General features: G+C 45.7%; 20 protein-coding genes. All 20 read left to right on the top strand.

Going from position 1 to position 20,238, the window contains the following annotated elements:
* Positions 1-499 precede the first annotated feature (499 nt).
* The 20 genes from I6E26_RS09765 to I6E26_RS09670 all read left to right on the top strand — a co-directional run bounded on the left by I6E26_RS09765 (position 500) and on the right by I6E26_RS09670 (position 19,865).
* A complete protein-coding gene (locus I6E26_RS09765) occupies positions 500-802 on the top strand; it encodes a nucleotidyltransferase family protein (protein ID WP_235321673.1) in 303 nt (100 codons plus the stop codon).
* Complete coding sequence (locus I6E26_RS09760; protein WP_235321672.1) at positions 786-1,178, top strand: HI0074 family nucleotidyltransferase substrate-binding subunit; 393 nt, start codon at positions 786-788, stop codon at positions 1,176-1,178. Before I6E26_RS09765 ends, I6E26_RS09760 begins: the two co-directional genes overlap by 17 nt.
* Before the next feature lie 243 nt (positions 1,179-1,421).
* Positions 1,422-4,433 carry an AAA family ATPase gene (locus tag I6E26_RS09755; protein ID WP_235321671.1) on the top strand — a complete coding sequence of 1,004 codons (3,012 nt, stop codon included), beginning with the start codon at positions 1,422-1,424 and terminating at the stop codon, positions 4,431-4,433.
* Between the two features lie 31 nt (positions 4,434-4,464).
* Positions 4,465-5,385 carry a signal recognition particle-docking protein FtsY gene (gene ftsY / locus I6E26_RS09750; protein WP_235321670.1) on the top strand — a complete coding sequence of 307 codons (921 nt, stop codon included), beginning with the start codon at positions 4,465-4,467 and terminating at the stop codon, positions 5,383-5,385.
* 34 nt (positions 5,386-5,419) lie between these two features.
* A complete protein-coding gene (cbiD, locus tag I6E26_RS09745) occupies positions 5,420-6,556 on the top strand; it encodes a cobalt-precorrin-5B (C(1))-methyltransferase CbiD (RefSeq protein WP_235321669.1) in 1,137 nt (378 codons plus the stop codon).
* Positions 6,541-7,191 (top strand): precorrin-6y C5,15-methyltransferase (decarboxylating) subunit CbiE, encoded by a 651-nt coding sequence (cbiE, locus tag I6E26_RS09740; RefSeq protein ID WP_235321668.1) that lies wholly within the window; start codon positions 6,541-6,543, stop codon positions 7,189-7,191. Before cbiD ends, cbiE begins: the two co-directional genes overlap by 16 nt.
* A complete protein-coding gene (cbiT, locus tag I6E26_RS09735; protein WP_235321667.1) occupies positions 7,188-7,772 on the top strand; it encodes a precorrin-6Y C5,15-methyltransferase (decarboxylating) subunit CbiT in 585 nt (194 codons plus the stop codon). The genes cbiE and cbiT overlap by 4 nt, the downstream gene beginning before the upstream one ends.
* A gap of 51 nt (positions 7,773-7,823) precedes the next feature.
* On the top strand, positions 7,824-8,582 hold the full coding sequence (cobM, locus tag I6E26_RS09730) for a precorrin-4 C(11)-methyltransferase (protein WP_235321666.1): 759 nt from the start codon (positions 7,824-7,826) through the stop codon (positions 8,580-8,582).
* Between the two features lie 3 nt (positions 8,583-8,585).
* Complete coding sequence (locus tag I6E26_RS09725; RefSeq protein ID WP_235321665.1) at positions 8,586-9,740, top strand: cobalt-precorrin 5A hydrolase; 1,155 nt, start codon at positions 8,586-8,588, stop codon at positions 9,738-9,740.
* Positions 9,728-10,477 (top strand): precorrin-3B C(17)-methyltransferase, encoded by a 750-nt coding sequence (gene cobJ, locus I6E26_RS09720; protein WP_235321664.1) that lies wholly within the window; start codon positions 9,728-9,730, stop codon positions 10,475-10,477. The genes I6E26_RS09725 and cobJ overlap by 13 nt, the downstream gene beginning before the upstream one ends.
* 5 nt (positions 10,478-10,482) lie before the next feature.
* Positions 10,483-11,247 carry a cobalt-precorrin-6A reductase gene (locus I6E26_RS09715; RefSeq protein ID WP_235321663.1) on the top strand — a complete coding sequence of 255 codons (765 nt, stop codon included), beginning with the start codon at positions 10,483-10,485 and terminating at the stop codon, positions 11,245-11,247.
* 3 nt (positions 11,248-11,250) lie between these two features.
* Positions 11,251-11,886 carry a precorrin-8X methylmutase gene (locus I6E26_RS09710; RefSeq protein WP_235321662.1) on the top strand — a complete coding sequence of 212 codons (636 nt, stop codon included), beginning with the start codon at positions 11,251-11,253 and terminating at the stop codon, positions 11,884-11,886.
* Positions 11,887-11,920: 34 nt separating this feature from the next.
* Entirely contained in the window at positions 11,921-13,357 is a 1,437-nt protein-coding gene (locus I6E26_RS09705) for a cobyrinate a,c-diamide synthase (protein ID WP_235321661.1), read from the top strand.
* A gap of 20 nt (positions 13,358-13,377) precedes the next feature.
* Positions 13,378-13,938: a bifunctional adenosylcobinamide kinase/adenosylcobinamide-phosphate guanylyltransferase gene (gene cobU / locus I6E26_RS09700; RefSeq protein ID WP_235321660.1), complete on the top strand. Its 561-nt coding sequence runs from the start codon at positions 13,378-13,380 to the stop codon at positions 13,936-13,938.
* 12 nt (positions 13,939-13,950) lie between these two features.
* Positions 13,951-15,483 carry a cobyric acid synthase gene (locus I6E26_RS09695; protein ID WP_235321659.1) on the top strand — a complete coding sequence of 511 codons (1,533 nt, stop codon included), beginning with the start codon at positions 13,951-13,953 and terminating at the stop codon, positions 15,481-15,483.
* Complete coding sequence (cbiB, locus tag I6E26_RS09690; RefSeq protein WP_235321658.1) at positions 15,477-16,439, top strand: adenosylcobinamide-phosphate synthase CbiB; 963 nt, start codon at positions 15,477-15,479, stop codon at positions 16,437-16,439. The genes I6E26_RS09695 and cbiB overlap by 7 nt, the downstream gene beginning before the upstream one ends.
* Before the next feature lie 3 nt (positions 16,440-16,442).
* Positions 16,443-17,204, top strand: coding sequence for an adenosylcobinamide-GDP ribazoletransferase (cobS, locus tag I6E26_RS09685; protein ID WP_235321657.1), 762 nt, complete (start codon positions 16,443-16,445; stop codon positions 17,202-17,204).
* Positions 17,205-17,295: 91 nt separating this feature from the next.
* Entirely contained in the window at positions 17,296-18,150 is an 855-nt protein-coding gene (locus I6E26_RS09680) for a GHMP family kinase ATP-binding protein (protein ID WP_235321656.1), read from the top strand.
* Positions 18,131-19,225 (top strand): threonine-phosphate decarboxylase CobD, encoded by a 1,095-nt coding sequence (cobD, locus tag I6E26_RS09675; protein ID WP_235321655.1) that lies wholly within the window; start codon positions 18,131-18,133, stop codon positions 19,223-19,225. The genes I6E26_RS09680 and cobD overlap by 20 nt, the downstream gene beginning before the upstream one ends.
* A gap of 25 nt (positions 19,226-19,250) precedes the next feature.
* A complete protein-coding gene (locus I6E26_RS09670) occupies positions 19,251-19,865 on the top strand; it encodes a histidine phosphatase family protein (protein WP_235321654.1) in 615 nt (204 codons plus the stop codon).
* Positions 19,866-20,238: the final 373 nt, after the last annotated feature.

Genomic DNA, 20,238 nt, shown 5'->3' with positions numbered 1-20,238 from the left:
AATCGCTAAGTACCGAGGCGCGAAGAGTACCTGTGCAGGGTACTCCCATACCGCTCATTAGTGTATTCATTGAATCTTCCTGCTTTGACACAATTTGGAATGATCTATTTTCTACGAAGATAGCAGAATTATGGGGATTGGCAGTATCGATAAACCACGATGATTTGACAACAGCCGGAGGGGCATGACACTTTTGCGTCGGGAGACTCTTGCTTTTGCGCAGCAAAAGTGTCCCGGTGGCTTTTTCTATCAATACGGTCTCTGTGAATTGGCTCAGCGACAAGCGGTATCTGTGCGTTAGGATAAACCATCAGATAGGGCCATTAAGTCGGACAGAGCAAAAGTCGTTATGACCGCAGGCTGTATTTCAAGAACCTTTGACATCCCAAATTATATTTACAACTCGAGGGAAAGAGGTAACTCGGCAAAGCAGAATTTTTCTATATCGCCTTGATTTGAATCCTGCAATTTGTCATAATAGAGAAAAAGGAGTGGTGGGATGGGAGCTACGGAATACAATCTTCCTCAACGGGTTCTGGAGGATATTACGGTTTTTGCCCAAAAATATAATGTAGATAAGATAATTCTATTTGGCTCACGAGCCAAGGGAACTCATCGAGAGCGCAGTGATATTGATATAGCGGTTTTAGGCGGGGATTTTGATGGATTTTATTGGGATATTAAGGAAAATGCCTGGACATTATTAATGTTTGATATTATTGATTTGTCTGAAAGAATTTCTGAGGAATTGCGGCAGGAAATTGAAAAATACGGGGTAACAATCTATGAAAAAGCTAAATAACTTTGTTAGCTGTCTTGCTGTTTTGCAAAAAGCGAATTTTGACTTGGCAGGAAAAGATGAAATATATAGGACAGGGGTACTTGGTCAGTTTAATTTAGTATTTGAATTGGCCTGGAAAACCTTGCAGGAAGTGTTACGCCTGCATGGTGCAGAGGTTTCTGGTTCACCTCGTGAGGTGTTGCAGAAGGGGTATCAATATGGCTTTGTTAATGATGAACAGATATGGCTATTGATGTTAAAAAAGCGTAACACATTGGTTCACATATATGACGAAGAAGAAGCGGATGAAGTAATTGCCTTAATCAAAGGTAATTTTCTGCCAGCTATGGAGATATTAGTAGATACATTGAAGAAAAAATTAGCAGAGGTAATTTGATTAGCACAAATTAATATGGACAGAAAACGCTCTGGATATAGTAGGGGAGGTAATTCCACATATTATAGACGGAGTGTTTTATTATACTGTTTTTTTTAGACAAATTATGGTAAAATATATCTTTGTAGAATGATTTTAATATCTATGAATTTTGGTTATGATAAGAGAAAAGGCAGGATTATTTTCCTTATCTTTTCTAAGCAGTGATTCATAGTTGCAATATATAGTGGGCTGGTGAATTTTTTGCAGTTAAAAAAACTGGAAGCCTATGGATTTAAGTCCTTTGCGGACAAGATAGAGGTTGATTTTGATAGAGGCATTACCGCCATTGTAGGGCCTAATGGCAGTGGCAAAAGCAATATTTCTGATGCCATTAAATGGGTGTTGGGAGAGCAAAATGTGCGGAATATCCGAGGCGTTAAGGCAGAGGATATTATTTTTGCGGGCAGTGAAAGCCGGCGCTCTATGGGAGTAGCAGAGGTTTCCCTGTATTTTGATAATAATGATGGCACCCTGCCTGTGGATTTTAGGGAGGTTGTAGTCACCAGACGCCTTTTCCGGACAGGAGAAAGCGAATTTTATATTAACAAATCCCGCTGTCGGTTGAAGGATATTGTTAACCTTTTTGCTGATTCTGGTATTGGCCATGATAGCATGGGGATTATCAGCCAGAATAAAATGGATGAAATACTGAATGCCAGACCAGAGGAAAAAAGGCTGTTCTTTGAGGAGGCTGCTGGTATTAGCAAATATCGCAGCCGCAAAAAGGAAGCTATGCGGAAGCTGGAGGATACAGAAAACAATCTGCAGCGTGTCCATGATATTCTGGGAGAGATTGAGAATCAGCTGGAGCCTTTGGCGGAGGGAGCCGCCAAGGCCAAGCGTTATCAGGAACTGCAGGAGGAGCAGGCAGATCTGCAATTAACAGGTTTGTATCAGCATTATCAGCGTTTGCAGGCTCGCCGAGGAGAATTTGACCAGCAGCTGCAGGAGAAAAAGGATCAGGAGCTGGCAGCCAATACAGCCAAGCAGTTAATAGAAAGCCGCAGTGCTCAGCTGGATGGGGAATTGCTTAATCTGGAGAAAAATCTGGAACAGCTGGCTCAGAAGCGTCAGGAGATTCACAACAGTCTGGAGGAAGCAGATAGTCGCATTAAGGTTCTAGAGGAGCGTCGCCGTCAGGGCAAGGCTAACAGACAAAGACATCAACAGCAGATACGTCAACAGCAGGCTGCGATGGCTGAGGCTGGAGAAGGTGTGGCAGGCTTGGAGCAGGCCGAAAAATCCGCCCAAAGCAAAAAGCAGGCTGTGGAGCAGGAGATTGCTGTTAAGAGACAAAGAGCTAAAGAACTGCGCCAATCCTTGACAGAGCTTCGCCAGCAGGGCCAGGGCTTAAATCAGCAAAAGCAAAAAATCCAAGCTGTTATTCAATCAGCTGAGGGACGAGTGCAGGTGCTGGAGCGGCTGCAAAGCTCCTATGAGGGCTTTGGCCGAGCCGTAAAGGCTGTGTTAAAAACACAGCAGCCTTGGAAAGCAGGTATTTGCGGTGCCGTGGCAGAGCTTTTGGATGTGCCGGGAAAATATGTACTGGCTATTGAAACAGCTTTAGGAGGCAGTCTGCAAAATATTGTTACTAAAGATACAGACACTGCCAAGGCAGCAATTGCCATGCTTAAGGCAGATAAGCTGGGACGAGCAACTTTCCTGCCTTTGTCCTCTATTGTGGTGCGTCAGAATAGAGAGCAGCTGCCAGCTCAGGCTAAAGGAATTATTGGCTGGGCGCATCAGGTGGTGCAGGTAGATAATGCCTATAGCAAGGTAGCAGAGTTTTTATTAGGCAGAACTCTAGTGGTAGATACCTTGGAAAACGCCTTGGCTTTGAACAAAAATCTGGGACAGCGGTTGAGGATTGTTACTCTGGAGGGAGAGCTGCTTAGCCCCGGAGGTGCTCTTACTGGTGGTAGTCAGCATCACAAGGAAAGTAGTTTTCTGAATCGACGGGAGGAAATAGCTCAGCTTCATCAGGAACTAAAGGAAAAGCAAGGTCAGGGAGAGGCGTTGGCCTCCCAGCTGGCTCAGCTGCAGGAGCAATACGAAAAGCTGGATGAGGAGGCTGAGGAGCTATCCCAGAGCACCAGCCAGCTGGAAATGAATAAAACCGTTCTGGAACAGCAGGCTATTCGAGCCAGAGAGCAGATTCTCCTGCGCCAAAGGGAGATACAGCGCTGTCAGGCAGCTATTGACAGTCAGACAGAAGAGCTGGCAGTTATGGAGCAGGAGCTGTCAGACAGTATGGCGGAAATTGCTGAGCTGATGGAGGTTTGTCAGCGGCAGCAAAAAGCCTATGCCAAGGCGGATGAGGAGCACCGAGGTGTTTATCAGCAGCGCCTGAGCCGTATGGCTGAAAAAAAGAATAATGATAAGGAAATTCGAGAGGCTGGCAGTCGGCTGCAGGCTATTCAGAATCAACTGCATCAGCTGGATTTGGATGCTTCCAAGATTGACTATGAGCTGGAGCAGAGTCAGGACAAAATGCTGTCGGAATATGGCTTGATACCGGAACGGGCAGCAGAGAAGGTTCTGGACTTGGCCCCTGGGGAGCTAAAAAAATCTCTGGCGGCTTTGGATAGAGAGTTGAAGCAGTTAGGACCGGTAAATCCTAATGCCCCTCAGGAATATGAGGAGCTGCAGAAGCGACACGGCTTTTTGGCAGGCAATGCAGAGGATTTGGAAAAGGCCAAGGCCGATTTGCTCCAGTTGATTGAGCAGATGGAGCAGGTTATGACCAAGCAATTTGGTGATGCCTTTGTGAAGATTAATGAATATTTTGGTGAAATCTTTGTGAAGCTCTTTGGAGGCGGTCAGGCTGGAATTCAGCTAACAGACAAGGAAAAACTGCTGGAAGCAGGGGTAAATATTTTTGTCACTGTACCGGGAAAGAAAATGCAGAATCTTTCTGTACTATCTGGTGGAGAAAGAGCCTTGACCGTAGTGGCCTTGCTGTTTTCCTTCCTAAAGTATCGCCCCGCTCCTTTCTCTGTCCTGGATGAGATAGATGCCCCTTTGGATGAGGCCAATATAGGCCGTTTTGGCAAATTTATCCGGGAATATGCGGAAAGGACTCAATTTATTATGGTTACCCATCGCAAGGGAACTATGGAGGTGGCGGATACCATGTACGGAGTGACTATTGAGGATGCAGGAGTATCCAAGATACTTTCCGTAAAGCTGGAGGATTATCAGCAGGAAAATTAATATAGTAATCATATATAGGAGGATTTTATAGATGGGATTTTTTGATAAATTAAAAAAAGGTTTAAGCAAAACCAGGGAAAACATTACCAACAAGATTGAAAAGCTGATTATTGGTTATGCAGATATTGATGATGATTTGCTGGATGAGCTGGAGGAAATCCTGATTATGGCTGATGTAGGTGTTAACACTACAGACAAGCTGATGGAAGCTGTTCGCAAGGGTATTAAGAAAAAGGAGATTAATACCCCAGAGGATTTGAAGCCATTCCTGCAGGCTAGAATTAGTGAAATCCTGACGACTGGCTCTGATGAAACCAAGGTGGCAGAAAATGGACCTACGGTTATTCTGGTTATTGGCGTTAATGGGGTAGGCAAAACTACTACCATTGGCAAGCTGGCTTCCTATTATCAGGGACAGGGAAAATCCGTTATGCTGGCTGCTGCGGATACCTTTAGAGCTGCTGCTATTGACCAGCTTCAGGTGTGGGGTGAGCGTACCGGCACCAAGGTTATTGCCCACGAGGAGGGCTCAGATCCAGCTGCAGTAGCCTTTGATGCGGTAAAGGCTGCCAAGGCCAGAAATATTGATGTGCTGTTGATTGACACAGCAGGACGGTTGCAGACCAAGGCAAATCTCATGGAGGAGCTGAAGAAAATCAATCGAGTTATTCAGCGGGAGATTCCAGAGGCACCTCACGAGACATTGCTGGTGCTGGATGCTACCACTGGTCAGAATGCCATTAGTCAGGCTAATATCTTTACCAAGGCTGCGCCTATTACCGGTGTAGTGCTTACCAAGCTGGATGGCACGGCCAAGGGTGGCGTGGTTATTGGCATCAAGGCAGAGCTTTCCATGCCAGTGAAATGGATTGGCGTTGGTGAGGGTGTAGAGGATTTGCGCCCTTTCGTAGCAGAAGATTTTGCCAAGGCCTTGTTTGTTAAAGGCGAGTAAAATATTCCTGATTGAGGAAAGGCAGGTAATAAATATGGCAAAGCAGCTAAAGGGTGGCTATACAACAGGAGCCTGTCTAGCGGCTGGGGCCAAGGCCGGAGCCATGATTATGCAGGGAGAGGATCCTGGAGATAGAGTGGATATTGTGGCTCTGGACGGTACTCCTTTGCAGATTCCTATAGCCTCAGTGGAGCTGCTGGCTCATGGGGTAAAGGTTGAGATTATTAAGGATGCAGGGGATGATCCGGATATTACCAATGGCACCTCTGTATTTATTACCTTTAGCTTTTTGACTCAGGAACAGCTGCAGCCGGTTTATGGTCAAAGCATTCTCTACAAGCAGATTCTTTTTGAGGCGGGGCAGGGCATTGGCCATGCTACCAAGCCGGGATTAAGTCTGGCTGTAGGGGAACCGGCTATAAATCCGGGACCAAGGCAGTTGGTTTATAATAGTATCAAGGATATTATTGGAGATAAGGCCTGCCTGGTGCGGGTGGACATTCCTGCTGGCACAGAGTTGGCCACCAAAACCCTGAATCCTGTCCTGGGAATTGAGGGAGGCATTTCCGTTATTGGCACCACAGGGGTTTTGCGCCCTATGTCGGAGGAGGCCTTTAAAAACTCCTTAGTGCCACAAATAGAGGTGGCTAAGGCAGCAGGCTTTACAACGCAGATTTTTGTGCCAGGGAAGATTGGGGAAAGAATTGCCACCAGCTGGGGACTGCCTACAGAGGCGATGGTGCAAACCAGTAATTTTATTGGCTTTATGCTGGAAGCTGGAGCAGACCATGGCTTGGAGCGGATTTTGCTTTTTGGCCACATTGGCAAATTGGCCAAGGTGGCGGCAGGAGTGTTTCATACCCACAATCGGGTGGGGGATGCCCGTTTGGAGGTTTTGGCAGCCTATAGTGCTGCCAAAGGTATGCCGGCAGAGGGCGTACAGCGAATTTTGCAGGCTGTTACCACCGAGGAGGCCTTGCCAGTTATTGAGGAATACGGTTTGCAGTCTGTTTATCAGGTAATTGCAGCTAGGGCCAGTTATCGGGCGGAACGGCTGCTTTTTAACCGTTTGCAGGTTGGTACTGTTCTGGTAACCTTGCAGGGAAAGCTTTTAGGCATGGATGAAAAGGCAAAAGAGATAGGCAGGGATTTTGGATGGCAGATAAAATAATAAGTCATAAAATAATTGTAGCAGGCATCGGGCCGGGGAATCCTGCTTATATGGTGCCGGAGGCTGTACAGGCCATTGAAAAGGCCCAGGTGCTGGTAGGAGGCAAAAGGGCTTTGGCTCAATTTTCAGCTTCTGAGGCGGGAAAACAGAAAACTATGGCCATTGGGGGAGATATACCGGCAGTTATGAATTTTATTGGAGAAAATCTTGCCCGGCAGGATGTGGTGGTGATGGTATCTGGTGATCCGGGATATTATTCCCTGCTGGATGCTTTGCGCCGCGGTTTTCCCCAGGAAGCAATCCAAGTAATTCCCGGTATTAGCTCCTTCCAGCTGGCCTTTGCCAGATTGGCTCTGCCTTGGCATGAAGCTGAGCTATTAAGCTTTCATGGCCGGGTGCCGGCAGAGGGCAAATTGACTTATAGCAAGGGCAGATTGCTGGGGATGCTGACAGATAGCAAATATAATTCTCATACCATATCAGAACTGCTGATGGAAAGAGGCTGGCCATCAGAGGCTGAGCTGGCTATTTGCAGCAGATTGTCCTATGAGGATGAAGCCATTGTGAAAACTACCTTGGGACAGGCTGGAAATCTGCCTGTTCAGGGGAACTGTGTGTTGGTGGTGATCGGATGAAAAAATACACTGTAGGCATACCTGATGAGGAATTTATTCGGGGCAAGGTGCCTATGACCAAGGAAGAAATTCGCATACTTACTCTAGCCAAGGCTAGGATAGAAAGGGAAGATATGGTGGCAGATATAGGGGCTGGTACAGGCTCTATTTCCTGCGAGGCGGCTTTGCAGGCCACAGATGGCAAGGTTTTTGCCATTGAACGAAAGCCAGAGGGCATTGAGCTTATCAAGGTCAATGCTGAAAAGTTTGGCATAGAGAATCTGCATATTATTCAGGCAGAGGCTCCAGAGGGTATGGAGCAGCTGCCACAGCTGGATAGAGCTATTATTGGTGGCAGCGGCAGTCATTTGGAACCTATTTTGGATCAGCTGGATGAGCTGTTGAAGCCAGAAGGAAGAATTATTCTGAACTGCATTACGGTACAGACATTGATGCAATGCTTGAACTATATGCGGACAAAGGAAAATTACAGTTATGAAACCATACAGGTACAGGTAAATCATTGGGAGCAGGTGGGACCATATGATATGGCTAAGGCTGCTAATCCTATATTTATCGTTACCTGTGTCAAAAATAAATAGGACGGCGGATTGCCGTTAGAGGTAAGTTTGTTGCTAGGAGGTTGTTGAAGAATGAATGTATTTATTGTTGGTGCAGGCCCTGGAGATCCCGAGCTGATTACTGTGAAGGGACAGAAGTTGTTGTCCGAGGCAGATGTAATTATTTATGCAGGCTCTCTGGTAAATCCTGCTTTGTTGGATTATGCCAAGGCAGGCTGTGAAATTCATAATTCTGCTTCCATGACCTTGCCTCAGGTAATTAACGTTATTGAGGATAGCGTAAAGCAGGGAAAAATGGTGGTACGCCTTCATACAGGAGATCCTAGCATTTATGGTGCTATTCAGGAGCAGATGGATGCATTGGATAAGCTGGGAATTGAATACAAGGTTGTACCAGGAGTCAGCTCCTTCCTGGCTACAGCGGCGGCTTTGAAGCAGGAATATACTCTGCCAGGAATTTCTCAGACTGTTATTATTACCCGTAATGAGGGCAGGACGCCTGTGCCTGATAGGGAAAAGCTGCGTTCCTTGGCTGCTCATCAGGCTACCATGTGCATTTTCCTCAGCATTACCATGCTGGAGGATGTGGTAAAGGAGCTGATTGCTGGAGGCTATAAGCCAGAAACTCCTATTGCTATTGTACAGCGGGCATCCTGGCCAGAGGAAAAAATAGTTCGTGCTACATTGGCAACTATTTGTGAGGAAATTGCGGACAAGGGTATTGATAGAACAGCTATGATTGTAGTAAGCAACTGTCTGGCAGCAGATTATGAGCTTTCCCGCCTTTATGCGCCAGAGTTCAGTCATATGTTCCGCCAGGCTGATAAATAAATTATGAAATATGGCGTATTTGTAGCAACTCCCAGAGGCTGTCAGCAGGCTTTGCGATTGGTGCAGGCCTTGCAGGATAATCATGGGGTTGCTGGGGAGTATCAAGACTCCTACGAATCCTTACAAGGTGAGGCAGAGGTTTTTGTTCATTGCAAGCAAGCCAAGGTTATGGAGGAGCTGGCAAAGGATTTGCCTCTCAAATGGCAAAGCTATCAGAAGCTGTCAGAGGTATTTGCCCAGGGAATGGGAAATTATGATGGTCTGATTTTCGTCATGGCCACGGGAATTGTGGTTAGGACTCTGGCTCCTCATTTGGTGAGCAAGCTTTTGGACCCGGCAGTGCTGGTTATGGATGATGGAGGCCGTAATATTATCAGTCTTCTTTCAGGTCATATTGGAGGGGCTAACAGGCTTACAGCTTATTTGGCTAGAGAGCTGGAAGCTAATCCTGTGATTACCACAGCAACAGATGTAAACAATTTGCTGGCGCCAGATGTGATGGCGGCAGATTTGCAATGCCTACCTACGCCTAAAAGGAATTTACCCTTGTTTAATGGCGGTCTACTTATAGGACAAAGGCTGGTTTACTGGGTGGATAGCCAGCTAAAGGCTAGAGAAAATTATGAGGCTGTGTTGCAAAGGTATCAGATTGCTTACAGGCTGGTGGAAAATCTATCAGAAGCTCTGGTGGGGATTGACTCTGAGAAGCTTTATGTGGTGATAACAGCTCAGGCTGAAAATTTGCCTTCTGAGGAAAATATTCTCTATCTGCAGCCCCGAAGTCTGATTGCCGGTGTAGGCTGTCGCAGAAATACTCCTAAGGAGCTTATTGCTCAGGCTTTGGTTGAGGCATGTGTTTCTATAGGCTGGAGCACCGGGCGGATTTCCCAACTGGCTAGTACGGTGGTTAAGGCTGATGAAGCAGGTCTGCTGACTATGGCTAAGGAGCTTCAGGTGCCTATAGAATTTTTTGAAAATCAGCAAATGGCTGAGATGATTGCAAAATATCAGCTGAAGGAATCCAATTTTGTGAAGAAAACTATTGGCATAGGGAATATCTGCGAGGCAGCGGCACTTTGCTGTGTGCCTCAAGGCAGAATTGCCCTAAGCAAGCATAAATATGAGAAAGTGACGGTAGCATTAATATGGCAAAAATAATAGTAGTGGGCATTGGCCCTGGAAACTTTGATGATATGACTCCTAGAGCCAGAAAGGCCATCGAAAATGCCAGTGTAGTAGCTGGCTACAAGACTTATATCAATTTGATTGAGCCTTTGCTGGAGGGCAAGGAGGTTATTGGCACTGGTATGACTCAGGAGATTGATCGGTGTAAGGCGGCAGTGGAGGCTGCAGCCGTTGGCAAGGATACAGTGGTGGTATCTAGCGGCGACTCCGGTGTTTATGGCATGGCAGGCTTGGTGCTGGAGCTGGTATTGCAGCTGCCAGAGGCAGAAAGACCTGAATGGGGCGGCGTAGTAGCTGGCGTTTCTGCTGTAAATGCGGCAGCTTCCCTGCTAGGTGCTCCATTGATGCATGATTTTGCTGTTATCAGCCTTAGTGACTGGATGACTCCTTGGGAGCTGATTAAAAAGAGAGCTGCTTTGGCTGGAGAGGGAGATTTTGTTATTGCTCTGTACAATCCAAAGAGCAAGCATCGCCCTGATTATATCTATGAGATTCAGAAGATTCTTTTAGAGCATAGAGCAGCCACTGTGCCTGTAGGTATTGTCAGCAGTGCCAGCCGGGAAAAGGAAAGCATTGTGCTGTCTGATTTGGGCCATTTTACCGAGGAAAATATTGGTATGTTCTCTATGGTTATTATTGGCAACAGCAATACCTATGTTAAGGACGGCTATATGATTACTCCTCGTGGTTACAAAATCACCAAGGAGTGAGAAAAATGATTTTTGTATCAGCTGGCACTAAGGATGGCAGGGAGCTGGCAGGCTATCTGCTGCAGCAGGGCTATAAGGTTACTGCCTCAGTAGTTAGTCAATATGGGGAAAACCTTTTGGAGCGTTATTCTGGCATGCATATCAATTGTCAGGCCTTGGATGCAGATGGTTTTGTGACATATTTTGCCAGGCATGGGGTAAAGCTTTTTGTGGATGCTTCCCACCCCTATGCTGCTAATGTTTCTATGAATGCAATGGAGGCCTGCCAAAGGGCCAAGATTCCCTATATACGCTATGAACGGCAGCAGACTCCTTTGGATTATGCTAAGGCATTTTATGTGGAGAATTATCAGCAGGCAGCAGCCAAGGCCGCAGAGCTGGGGGAGAATATTTTTCTTACCACAGGCAGTCGCAATTTGGCTACCTTTGCCAAGGCGCCGGAAATGGCAAATAAGCATGTAATCTGCCGGGTACTGCCTGAGCCGGAGATTGTGGCTATGGCCCAGGAATTGGGTTTTACGCCGGGAGATATTATAGCTATGCAAGGACCTTTTTCTCTGGAGCTAAACAAGGAGTTGTTCCAAAAGTATCAGGCTCAGGTGGTAGTTACCAAGAATAGCGGTAATACTGGTGGTACGGATACCAAATTTCAGGCGGCCATAGAGTTGGATTTGCCTCTGGTAATTATTGACAGGCCAAAGGTGAATTATAGTCAAAAGGCTGAAAGCTTTCAGCAGGTGTTGGATTTTGTAAAGAAAGAGCTGGGTTGATTTATGGATTTTATAAAAAAGCCAATGGAAATAGAAAATCGCAGTATGGAAATTATTGCTCCTCATTTGCAGGGGTTGAATCTGAGTGAGGATCAGGTGAAGGTATATTCCCGCATTATTCATGCGGCTGGCGATGTGGAATATGCACCGATTATTCGTCTGCATCCTGAGCTGATAGATTCAGCTCGCAAAGCCTTGGAGAAAGGCTGTAATATTTATACTGATGTGGAAATGGTGCGGACAGGTATTAACAAGCGGAAGCTGGCAGCCTTTGGAGGCCAGGTATTCTGCAAGGTAGCAGATCCAGAGATTGCCAAGGTGGCCAAGGAGCAGGGGATCACTCGCTCTATGGCAGCTATGCGCAGTTTTGGCCAGGATATGAATGGGGCTATTATTGCCATTGGCAATGCGCCAACTGCCCTTTTTGAGGTGTTGAGAATGGTGGAGGAGGAAAATCTCCGCCCAGCAGCCATTGTGGGTATTCCGGTAGGTTTTGTGGGAGCAGCAGACTCCAAGGCAGAGCTGGCAGCCAATACCCTTGTGCCTTATGCTACAGTTGAGGGCACCAAAGGAGGCAGCCCTATTGCGGCAGCAGTGGTTAACGCCATTATGTACATTATAGATAACAATCGGGATTGATTTTTACAAGGTTTTCAGGACAGAGGGTGTTTTTATGAGCTATGAAATTCCAAGATTGGTCATGGCTGCGGTCAGCAGCGGCAGTGGCAAAACCACAGTAGTAACAGGCTTGCTATCTGCTTTGCGGAATCAGGGTATCAAGGTACAGTCCTACAAAATAGGGCCTGATTATATAGATCCGGGATATCACCGCTTGGCTAGTGGCCGTCCCGCCCATAATATAGATACCTGGCTCATGTCCAAGGAAACTATGGTAAATACCTTTATTGATACGGCTCAGAATATGGATGTGGCCATTATAGAGGGAGTTATGGGGCTGTATGATGGGGGACGAGGCGGTATCAGCTCCACGGCAGAGATAGCCCGTCTGCTGCAGGCTCCAGTAATATTGGTCATAGACTGCAAGTCTATGGGAGCCTCTGCTGCAGCCATTGCCCTGGGCTTTCGGGAATATGCCAAGGATGTTCATATTGCAGGCGTTATTCTCAATCGCTTAGGTTCTGAAAATCATCAGAAAATGATTGAGGAGGCGATGGCAGGCATCGGTATGCCTGTCCTGGGGGCTGTCAGGAGAGATAATCTTCTAACCATGCCGGAGCGCCATTTGGGCCTGCTGCCTGTGGAGGAAAATCAGGACCGTCAGGTGGTAGATGCTATGGGTGAGGCTATGGGGAGACAAATAAATCTTACAGCTTTGCTGCAGATTGCCCATAATGCTTCTCCTATGGCTAAAATTCCTTCTCAGGCGGAAGAGTATTTGCAAAAGGTTATTGTAGGCCGAAAAAGAAGCTTTCCAGATGACTTTGGCAAAATAAAAATCGGTTTGGCCAAAGATGAGGCCTTTTCCTTTTATTATCCAGAAAGCCTGGCTGTTTTGGAGCGGCTGGGAGCTCAGATTGTGCCCTTCAGTCCTTTGCTAGATAGCGTTTTGCCCGATGTGGATGGTTTGCTTATAGGGGGAGGTTTCCCAGAGATGTTTGCCAGCCAGCTGGAGGCCAATAAGTCCATGTTGGCTGCTATTGCTCAGGCAGCCCGTCAGGGAATGCCTATCTTTGCTGAATGTGGCGGTTACATGTATCTAGGTCAGTGCCTAAAGGATTTTGAGGATAGAATTTTCAATATGACGGGTATATTGCCACAGCAGGTGCAGATGAACAAAAAGCTGCAAATGGTGGGCTATGTAGAGGCAGAGCTTTTGCAGGATTGCTGTATTGGTCAGGCAGGTATGAAGCTAAAGGGCCACGAATTTCATTTTTCCGCAGAAATTCCCGGAGTTGGTGATGTAGTAGGCAATAGAGCTTTTTCTTTTACCAGAATGCGAAATAACGCTGTATACCCAGGTGGTTTTGTGAGTGACAAGGGAAATGTGCTAGGTTCCTATCTTCATATTCATTTTGCCGGCTGTGTTGAAGCAGCTACAGCCTTTGTAGGCAGCTGTTGGAATTATAACATTAGTCGTCAGGATAAATAGAGTTTAAAGCAGGTGGAAAAATGGGAAAGCTCGTCTTGGTAACTGGAGGTGCCCGCAGTGGCAAAAGCTCCTTTGGCGAGAAATACGCAGCAAAGTATGGCAAAAGTGTGGCTTATATTGCTACCTCGCAGATTTGGGATAAGGAAATGGAGTTTCGCGTGAAGCTTCACAAGGAGAGACGGCCAGCAGATTGGCAGACCTATGAGGCACCTTATGAGGCTCACAAGGCCGTGGCGGCAGCGGTTCAGGCTGGCTGTGATATGATTCTCTTTGATTGCCTGACGGTATATACCAGCAATCTGCTGTGCAGTTTGGATAATATTGATGATTCAGAGAGAAATTACAGCCTATTGCGGGAGGCTTGCCAGTCCCTTATAGATGCTGTAAAGAAAAGTAATGCCACTATGGTAGTGGTTACGAATGAAGTGGGAGCAGGTATTGTGCCAGAAAATCATCTGGCAAGAGAATTTCGTGATTTGGCAGGGTTGGCCAATCAGCTATTGGCAGCAGCTTCGGAGGAGGTTTATTTTACCGTAGCCGGTATACCTGTCAATATAAAAAAATTGGCTGAGAATTGGTAAGGGGAGGCTTTTATGGCAAATTATATTATGATGATGGGAACCAGCTCCCATGTAGGTAAAAGTATTCTGGCTACAGCTATGTGCCGGATTCTTTATAGAAAAGGTAGAAAGGTAGTGCCTTTCAAGGCACAGAATATGGCTCTGAATTCCTATGTTACCAGAGATGGGGATGAAATGGGCCGGGCTCAGGTGGCTCAGGCAGAGGCTGCCGGCATGGAGCCTATGGTGGATATGAATCCTGTGCTTTTGAAGCCCACAGGCAATGCTGCTTCTCAGGTAATTATTATGGGTAAGCCTGTAGGCAATATGTCTGCTCGGGAATATCATCGGGGCTATTCCTTGAAGGCCTTTGATGCAGTTAAGGAAGCCCTAGGACGGTTAGATAAGGAATATGATACCATTGTCATTGAGGGAGCTGGCAGTCCAGCAGAAATCAATCTCAAGGCTAATGATATTGTGAATATGCGGGTGGCCAAATATCTACAGGCACCGGTACTGCTTATAGCAGATATTGACCGGGGAGGAGCGTTGGCTTCTCTGGTGGGTACTTTGGAGCTGCTGGATGAGGAAGAAAGAGCGCTGGTAAAGGGCTTGGTTATTAACAAATTCCGTGGGGATGTTACCCTGCTGACTCCTGCTATTGATTTTTTGGAGGAAAAAACAGGCAAGCCAGTGCTGGGGGTAGTGCCTCATATTGACCAGATGGGGATAGATGATGAGGATTCTGTTTCCTTGGAGGAAAAGCAAGCTGCCCCTACGGATGGGGATATACGGATTGCCGTTATTCAGACACCAAAGATTTCCAATTTTACGGATTTTGATGCTTTGGCTCATGAAAAGGATGTGGCCCTTTACTATGTAAAGTCTGTAGAGGATTTGGGTGAGCCAGATGTTATTATGCTGCCCGGCAGTAAAAACACTACTGAGGATATGCTATATCTGCGGAAATCAGGGCTGGGAGAGAAAATTTTGGCTCATGCCAAGGCCGGCAAGGCTGTTATAGGTATTTGCGGCGGCTATCAGATGCTGGGAGAGGTTATTAGAGATCCTCAGCATACAGAATCTCAAAATGATGAGGCAGCTGGCTTGGGACTTCTAGGCATGGAAACTGTTTTTGCCATTGAAAAGCTGACCAGTCAGGTGGTGGCTCAGTGTCAGGATTTGCATTTTATGGGCCAGTCTATTTCTGCTGACAATTTGCAGGGCTATGAGATTCATATGGGACATACTACCTTTACCAGAGAGGCGGATAAGCATCCATTTACTGTATGTCAGCGGCGGGGAAAGACTTGTGCCAGCCAGGAGGGCACCTCCAATGCAGCAGGCAATGTTTTTGGTACATATATTCATGGTGTCTTTGACAATGATGTATTCCGCCGCAGTGTGTTGAATGCCCTACGGCATAGCAAGGGCTTGGAAGCCTTGGCCAATACGAGAAATGTTATGGCGGAAAAGCAAAAGGCCTATGAACATTTGGCAGATGTGGTAGAAAACGCCTTGGATATGGAGAAGCTGTATCAGATTATGGGAGAGAAAACATGCTAACAGCGGTTTGTGGATTTTTATTTGATACGGTTGTGGGAGATCCCCGCTCCAAATTTCATCCTGTGGTGTTAATTGGCCGACTGATATCTATAATGGAGTCAGCCCTTTATCATGAAGGGGATAGGGATAGGCGGAAGCTGATGGCTGGAGGCTTATTGGCTATAACAGTTTTGCTGGTGGTTTATCAGGTGGCAGCAGGTATAGATGGCTTGCTTTCTCAGCTGGATAATAAACTGGTTACGATTCTGGTGGAGGGCTTTCTTTTTAGCTTTACTATTTCGCCTCGCAGCTTGGCAGAGGCAGGTAGGGAAATTTATAACTACTTGGAAAATGACGATCTGGAGAATGCCCGCTACAAGGTAGGATGGATTGTGGGCCGTGATACGGAGAAACTGTCTCCGGGAGAGGTTACCAGAGCTACGGTGGAAACAGTGGCGGAAAATACAGTGGATGGCATAATTGCCCCCTTCTTTTTCTTTTTACTGGGTGGACTGCCTTTGGCCTATATGTATAGAGCAGTCAATACCTTGGATTCTATGGTAGGCTATAAGAACGATAAATATCTGTATTTTGGTAGAGTTTCAGCCCGGATTGATGATGTGGCTAATTATATTCCCGCTAGAATTACGGGACTTCTCTTTGTGCTGTCAGCTTTGATTTTAAAGCTGGATTGGCATAATAGCTGGCGCATGCTGCGGAGGGATGCATCCAAACATCCTAGCCCTAATGGAGGCTGGGCGGAGGCTTCTGTGGCTGGTGCCCTGAGAATCCGGCTGGGAGGATATAATTCCTATTTCGGCAGGGAAAGCTTTCGGGCCTATATGGGAGAACCCTATGAGGAGCTGGGGGCTAAGCATATTTTAGGCTGTACCAGATTGATGTATACGGCAACGGTGCTTTTTTTGTTGTTGGCTCATTTGGCATTGCAGGGATATAAATTTCTGGGAGGGGTATAATCTATGAAGGCTTTTTTGATAGGCTTGCAGTTCCTGACCAGAATACAGGTGGTAAAGCAAACGGTTTGGACTGAGGAGGATTTTGGCAAAAGCGTTAGATATTTTCCTTTGGTGGGACTGGTGCTGGGACTGTTATATGGCTTTCTGGCCTGGCTGCTGACCTGGGGACTAGAGGATATAGTGGGCATATCTGTACCGGAGCATTTCCGAGCAGCTATTTTGGCGGTGGTGCCATTTTTAGCTACCGGGGGAATCCATTGTGACGGCTTTATGGATACTGTGGATGGCATTTTTTCTGGCAGAGAGCGAGATAGAATGCTGGAAATCATGAAGGACAGTCGCACTGGCTCCTTTGGAGTGGTTGCCTTTGGTATTTTGGTATTAATGCAATATAGCCTGCTTCTGGATATGCCCAAGGAAAATTTACCCTGGGCCTTGTTGGTCATGCCCGTGGTAGGCAGGTTGATGATGACAGGAGCCATTTCCCTATTTCCTTATGCTAGACCTGATGGTATGGGAAAGGCTTTTGGCAAATATGCCACATCGAAAAATTATATTTTTATTGTGATTTATACCCTGCTTCTGCTTGCAATTTTAGATGGCTGGTTCAGTCTGGCAGCAGTGGCAGCAGGCTATGTTTTTTTGTATTTATTTGGACGTTATGTAACGAAATTGCTGGGGGGACTTACAGGTGATGTTTATGGTGCCGTGTGCACCTTGACAGAGCTTCTTACCTTGGCGGTGTATTTATTTGTGCAATTTTGATAATTTATTTGTGCTCTTTGCAGGATTTTTGTTACTTATGGCGAATTAACCTAATTATAAAGAGATAAATCCTTAGAAGAGAGGGATCGCTATGATTATCAAAGTATTAGTACCAGGCTCTTGTGGTGAACTAGCTCAAGGTTGGAGAGACGGGCAGCCATTTATGATCACTTGTCCCATAGGCTTGTATTCCAAGGCCTTGGTTACCGATAAAACCTCTGCCAAGACAGGCATGGGCAAGAAAGCTCATATGGCATTGAAAACTACTACCAGTTATATGGGCTGTGAAAGCTTTCCATTGGGATTGTCCCTGGAGTCTCAGCTGCCAACTGGCAAGGGCATGGCCGCCAGCACAGCGGATATTGTTGCTGTTATTCAGGCTGTAGCCACTGCTATTGATGAGGAGCTGGAGCCAGAGGAAATTTCTGAAATTGCAGCAGGGATTGAGCCTACTGATGGTATTTTTTACCCTGGTATCGTACAAATGAATTATATGACTGGTGAGCTGATAAAGAGCTATGGCAATGCTCCCAAAATGATTATTGCCATGTTTGACATGGGAGGCAGTATCAATACAGTTGAGTTCCATTCAGAATATCATGGACATGAGGACAGTCCAAAGGAACTGTTGGAGGCTATTGATAAGCTGGATGTGGATTTCAGCCCTAGACAGATTGCTCATGTAGCTACTCTTAGCGCCCAGGCTAATCAGAAGCTGGTTCCCAAACCTCATTTGGAGGAAATTATTAAATATTCAGCAACATTGGGGGCACTGGGCGTTAATGTAGCTCACAGCGGTACTATGGTGGGAGTGCTGTTTGCTCCTGATGAGTCCATGAAGCATGTTATGGAGGCTGTAGAGAAGATTAGGGAAAAATTCCCAGAATTGGAATATTTTGAGACGGAGCGTTTGATTTCTGGTGGTTATGACATTGAACAGCGCTGATATACCAGCCTTTACCCACGGGGGAAATATCTATGCAGAGAAAAGCCCCCGTGGCAGCTGGTTGGATTATAGTGCTAATATTAATCCTTTGGGATTGCCTGAATCCGTGAAAAAAACCATATTAGAGCATGTAGATGGCCTGGTTCATTATCCTGACCCAGAGGGAAGGGATTTGAAGCAGGCTATTTCTGCGTACTATGGTGTAAAGGAAAATCAGGTAATTTTGGGCAATGGGGCAGCGGAGCTATTCTATGTTTATTTTCATAGCAGGCGCCCTAAGAGGGTGTTACTGCCGGTACCATCCTTTAGTGAATATGAAAAGTCAGCTAGATGCTGCGGGGCAGAAATACAATATTTTTACTTGCAGGAAGCAGAGAATTTTCAGTTGGATATAGAGGGATTGGGAAAGGCTTTGGGAGATTGTGATACCCTTATTTTGGGCAATCCCAATAATCCTACCGGTCAGTTGATAAGCAAGGATGATTTGGTAAAGCTGGTAGAAAAGGCTGCTGATTGTAATGTGGATATTATAGTGGATGAATCGTTTTTGGATTTTCGCCAGGATAGGGATAAATACAGCTTGGTTCAGCTGGCTGGTGAATATGGTAATTTGCTGGTGATTAGCTCCCTTACCAAGATGTTTGCTATACCGGGATTGCGTCTGGGCTATGGCATTTGTCATAGTCAAAGGGTGAAGGTTATGGAGTATCACAAGGATACTTGGAATGTTAATCTGTTGGCTCAAAAGGCGGGTGCAGCAGCCTTGGCTGATAAGGAATATATTGAAAAAACCAGAAATAATACCAAAAAAAATATAAGGGATATGTATAATTTACTGGGGGAGATAAAGGATATAAAAGTTTTTGAACCTGCTGTAAATTTTATTTTGATAAAGCTGGAGCAGTCACAATTATCCAGTGGGGAGCTGCATAAAAGGATGAAAAAACATGGGGTACTTATTCGAGATTGCAGCAATTATCCAGGTTTGAATGATAAATACATTCGCTTGGCTATTAGAGATGGGGAGTCTAATCGGGAAGTGGCAGCTATTTTGAATAAATGCCTTCAGAAGTGATGTAGAGATGGCTAGGTGGTAAATAATGACAAAATTGATTTTAATACGACACGGTCAGACTGTGTGGAACAAGTTGGGAAAATATCAGGGACAGGCAGATATTGAGTTATCTCAGGAGGGATTGGAGCAAGCTGAGAAGCTAAAGGAGCATTTTCCTTTTGATGATGTAAAGGGCATATATGCCAGCTCGTTGAAAAGGGCCATGGACACTGGCAAGGCAGTGGCGGAAAAATTTGACTTGCCTGTTGTGCCTTGTGATGAGCTTAGGGAAATATCCTTTGGGGACTGGGAAGGACTGACCTATGACGAAATCAATAATGCTTGGCCAGATGCCCATAAGGGATTGTTTGCAAGGCCAGATATTACAGATTGTCCTAATGGTGAGAGCTTTACTGATGTGCAAAAGAGAGCTGTAGCCAAGCTGCAGGAGCTGGTGGAGAAGCATCAGGGGGAAAGCTTTGTAATTGCAGCTCATGGTGGCGTAAACAGGACAATTCTCTGTTATGCCTTGGGTTTATCCCTGCGCTATATGTGGAATATCCGGCAGGATAATACAGCTATCAATGTAATATCCTTTTATGAAGATGGAAAATGCACAGTGGATTTGATGAATTCCACAGAACATCTAAAAACAAAATAATGTGTCAGTATTATTGACCTGCTATAGAGTATTATGGTAATACTTTATGGCAGGTAATTTTTTAGCAAAAAACTTTTAAAAAAAATTATTGACATTTATTTCAGGATGCTGTAATATATACATCGTTGTCGTTGAGATACAGCAAAGCAAAGCCTTGGAGTGGATAGCTTGCCGAGGATGCTTTGAAGGAAGCGATAGAAAATATTTCAAAAATGTTCTTGACAAACTGAACAAAATGAGATATTATAAACAAGCTGACTCACATAAATGATTTACAAAAATCTGATGAAGATTTTACAGAGCTAGTGAGAAAGCAGTGTTCCTTGAAAACTAAACAATGCAAATAGGAAATCATGCACACATGATTTCAAGC

The organism is Anaerovibrio lipolyticus, assembly GCF_021531495.1.
Lineage (GTDB): Bacteria > Bacillota > Negativicutes > Selenomonadales > Selenomonadaceae > Anaerovibrio.
Note: the sequence above shows the minus strand (reverse complement) of the source record. Positions and strands in the feature narration are given on the sequence as shown.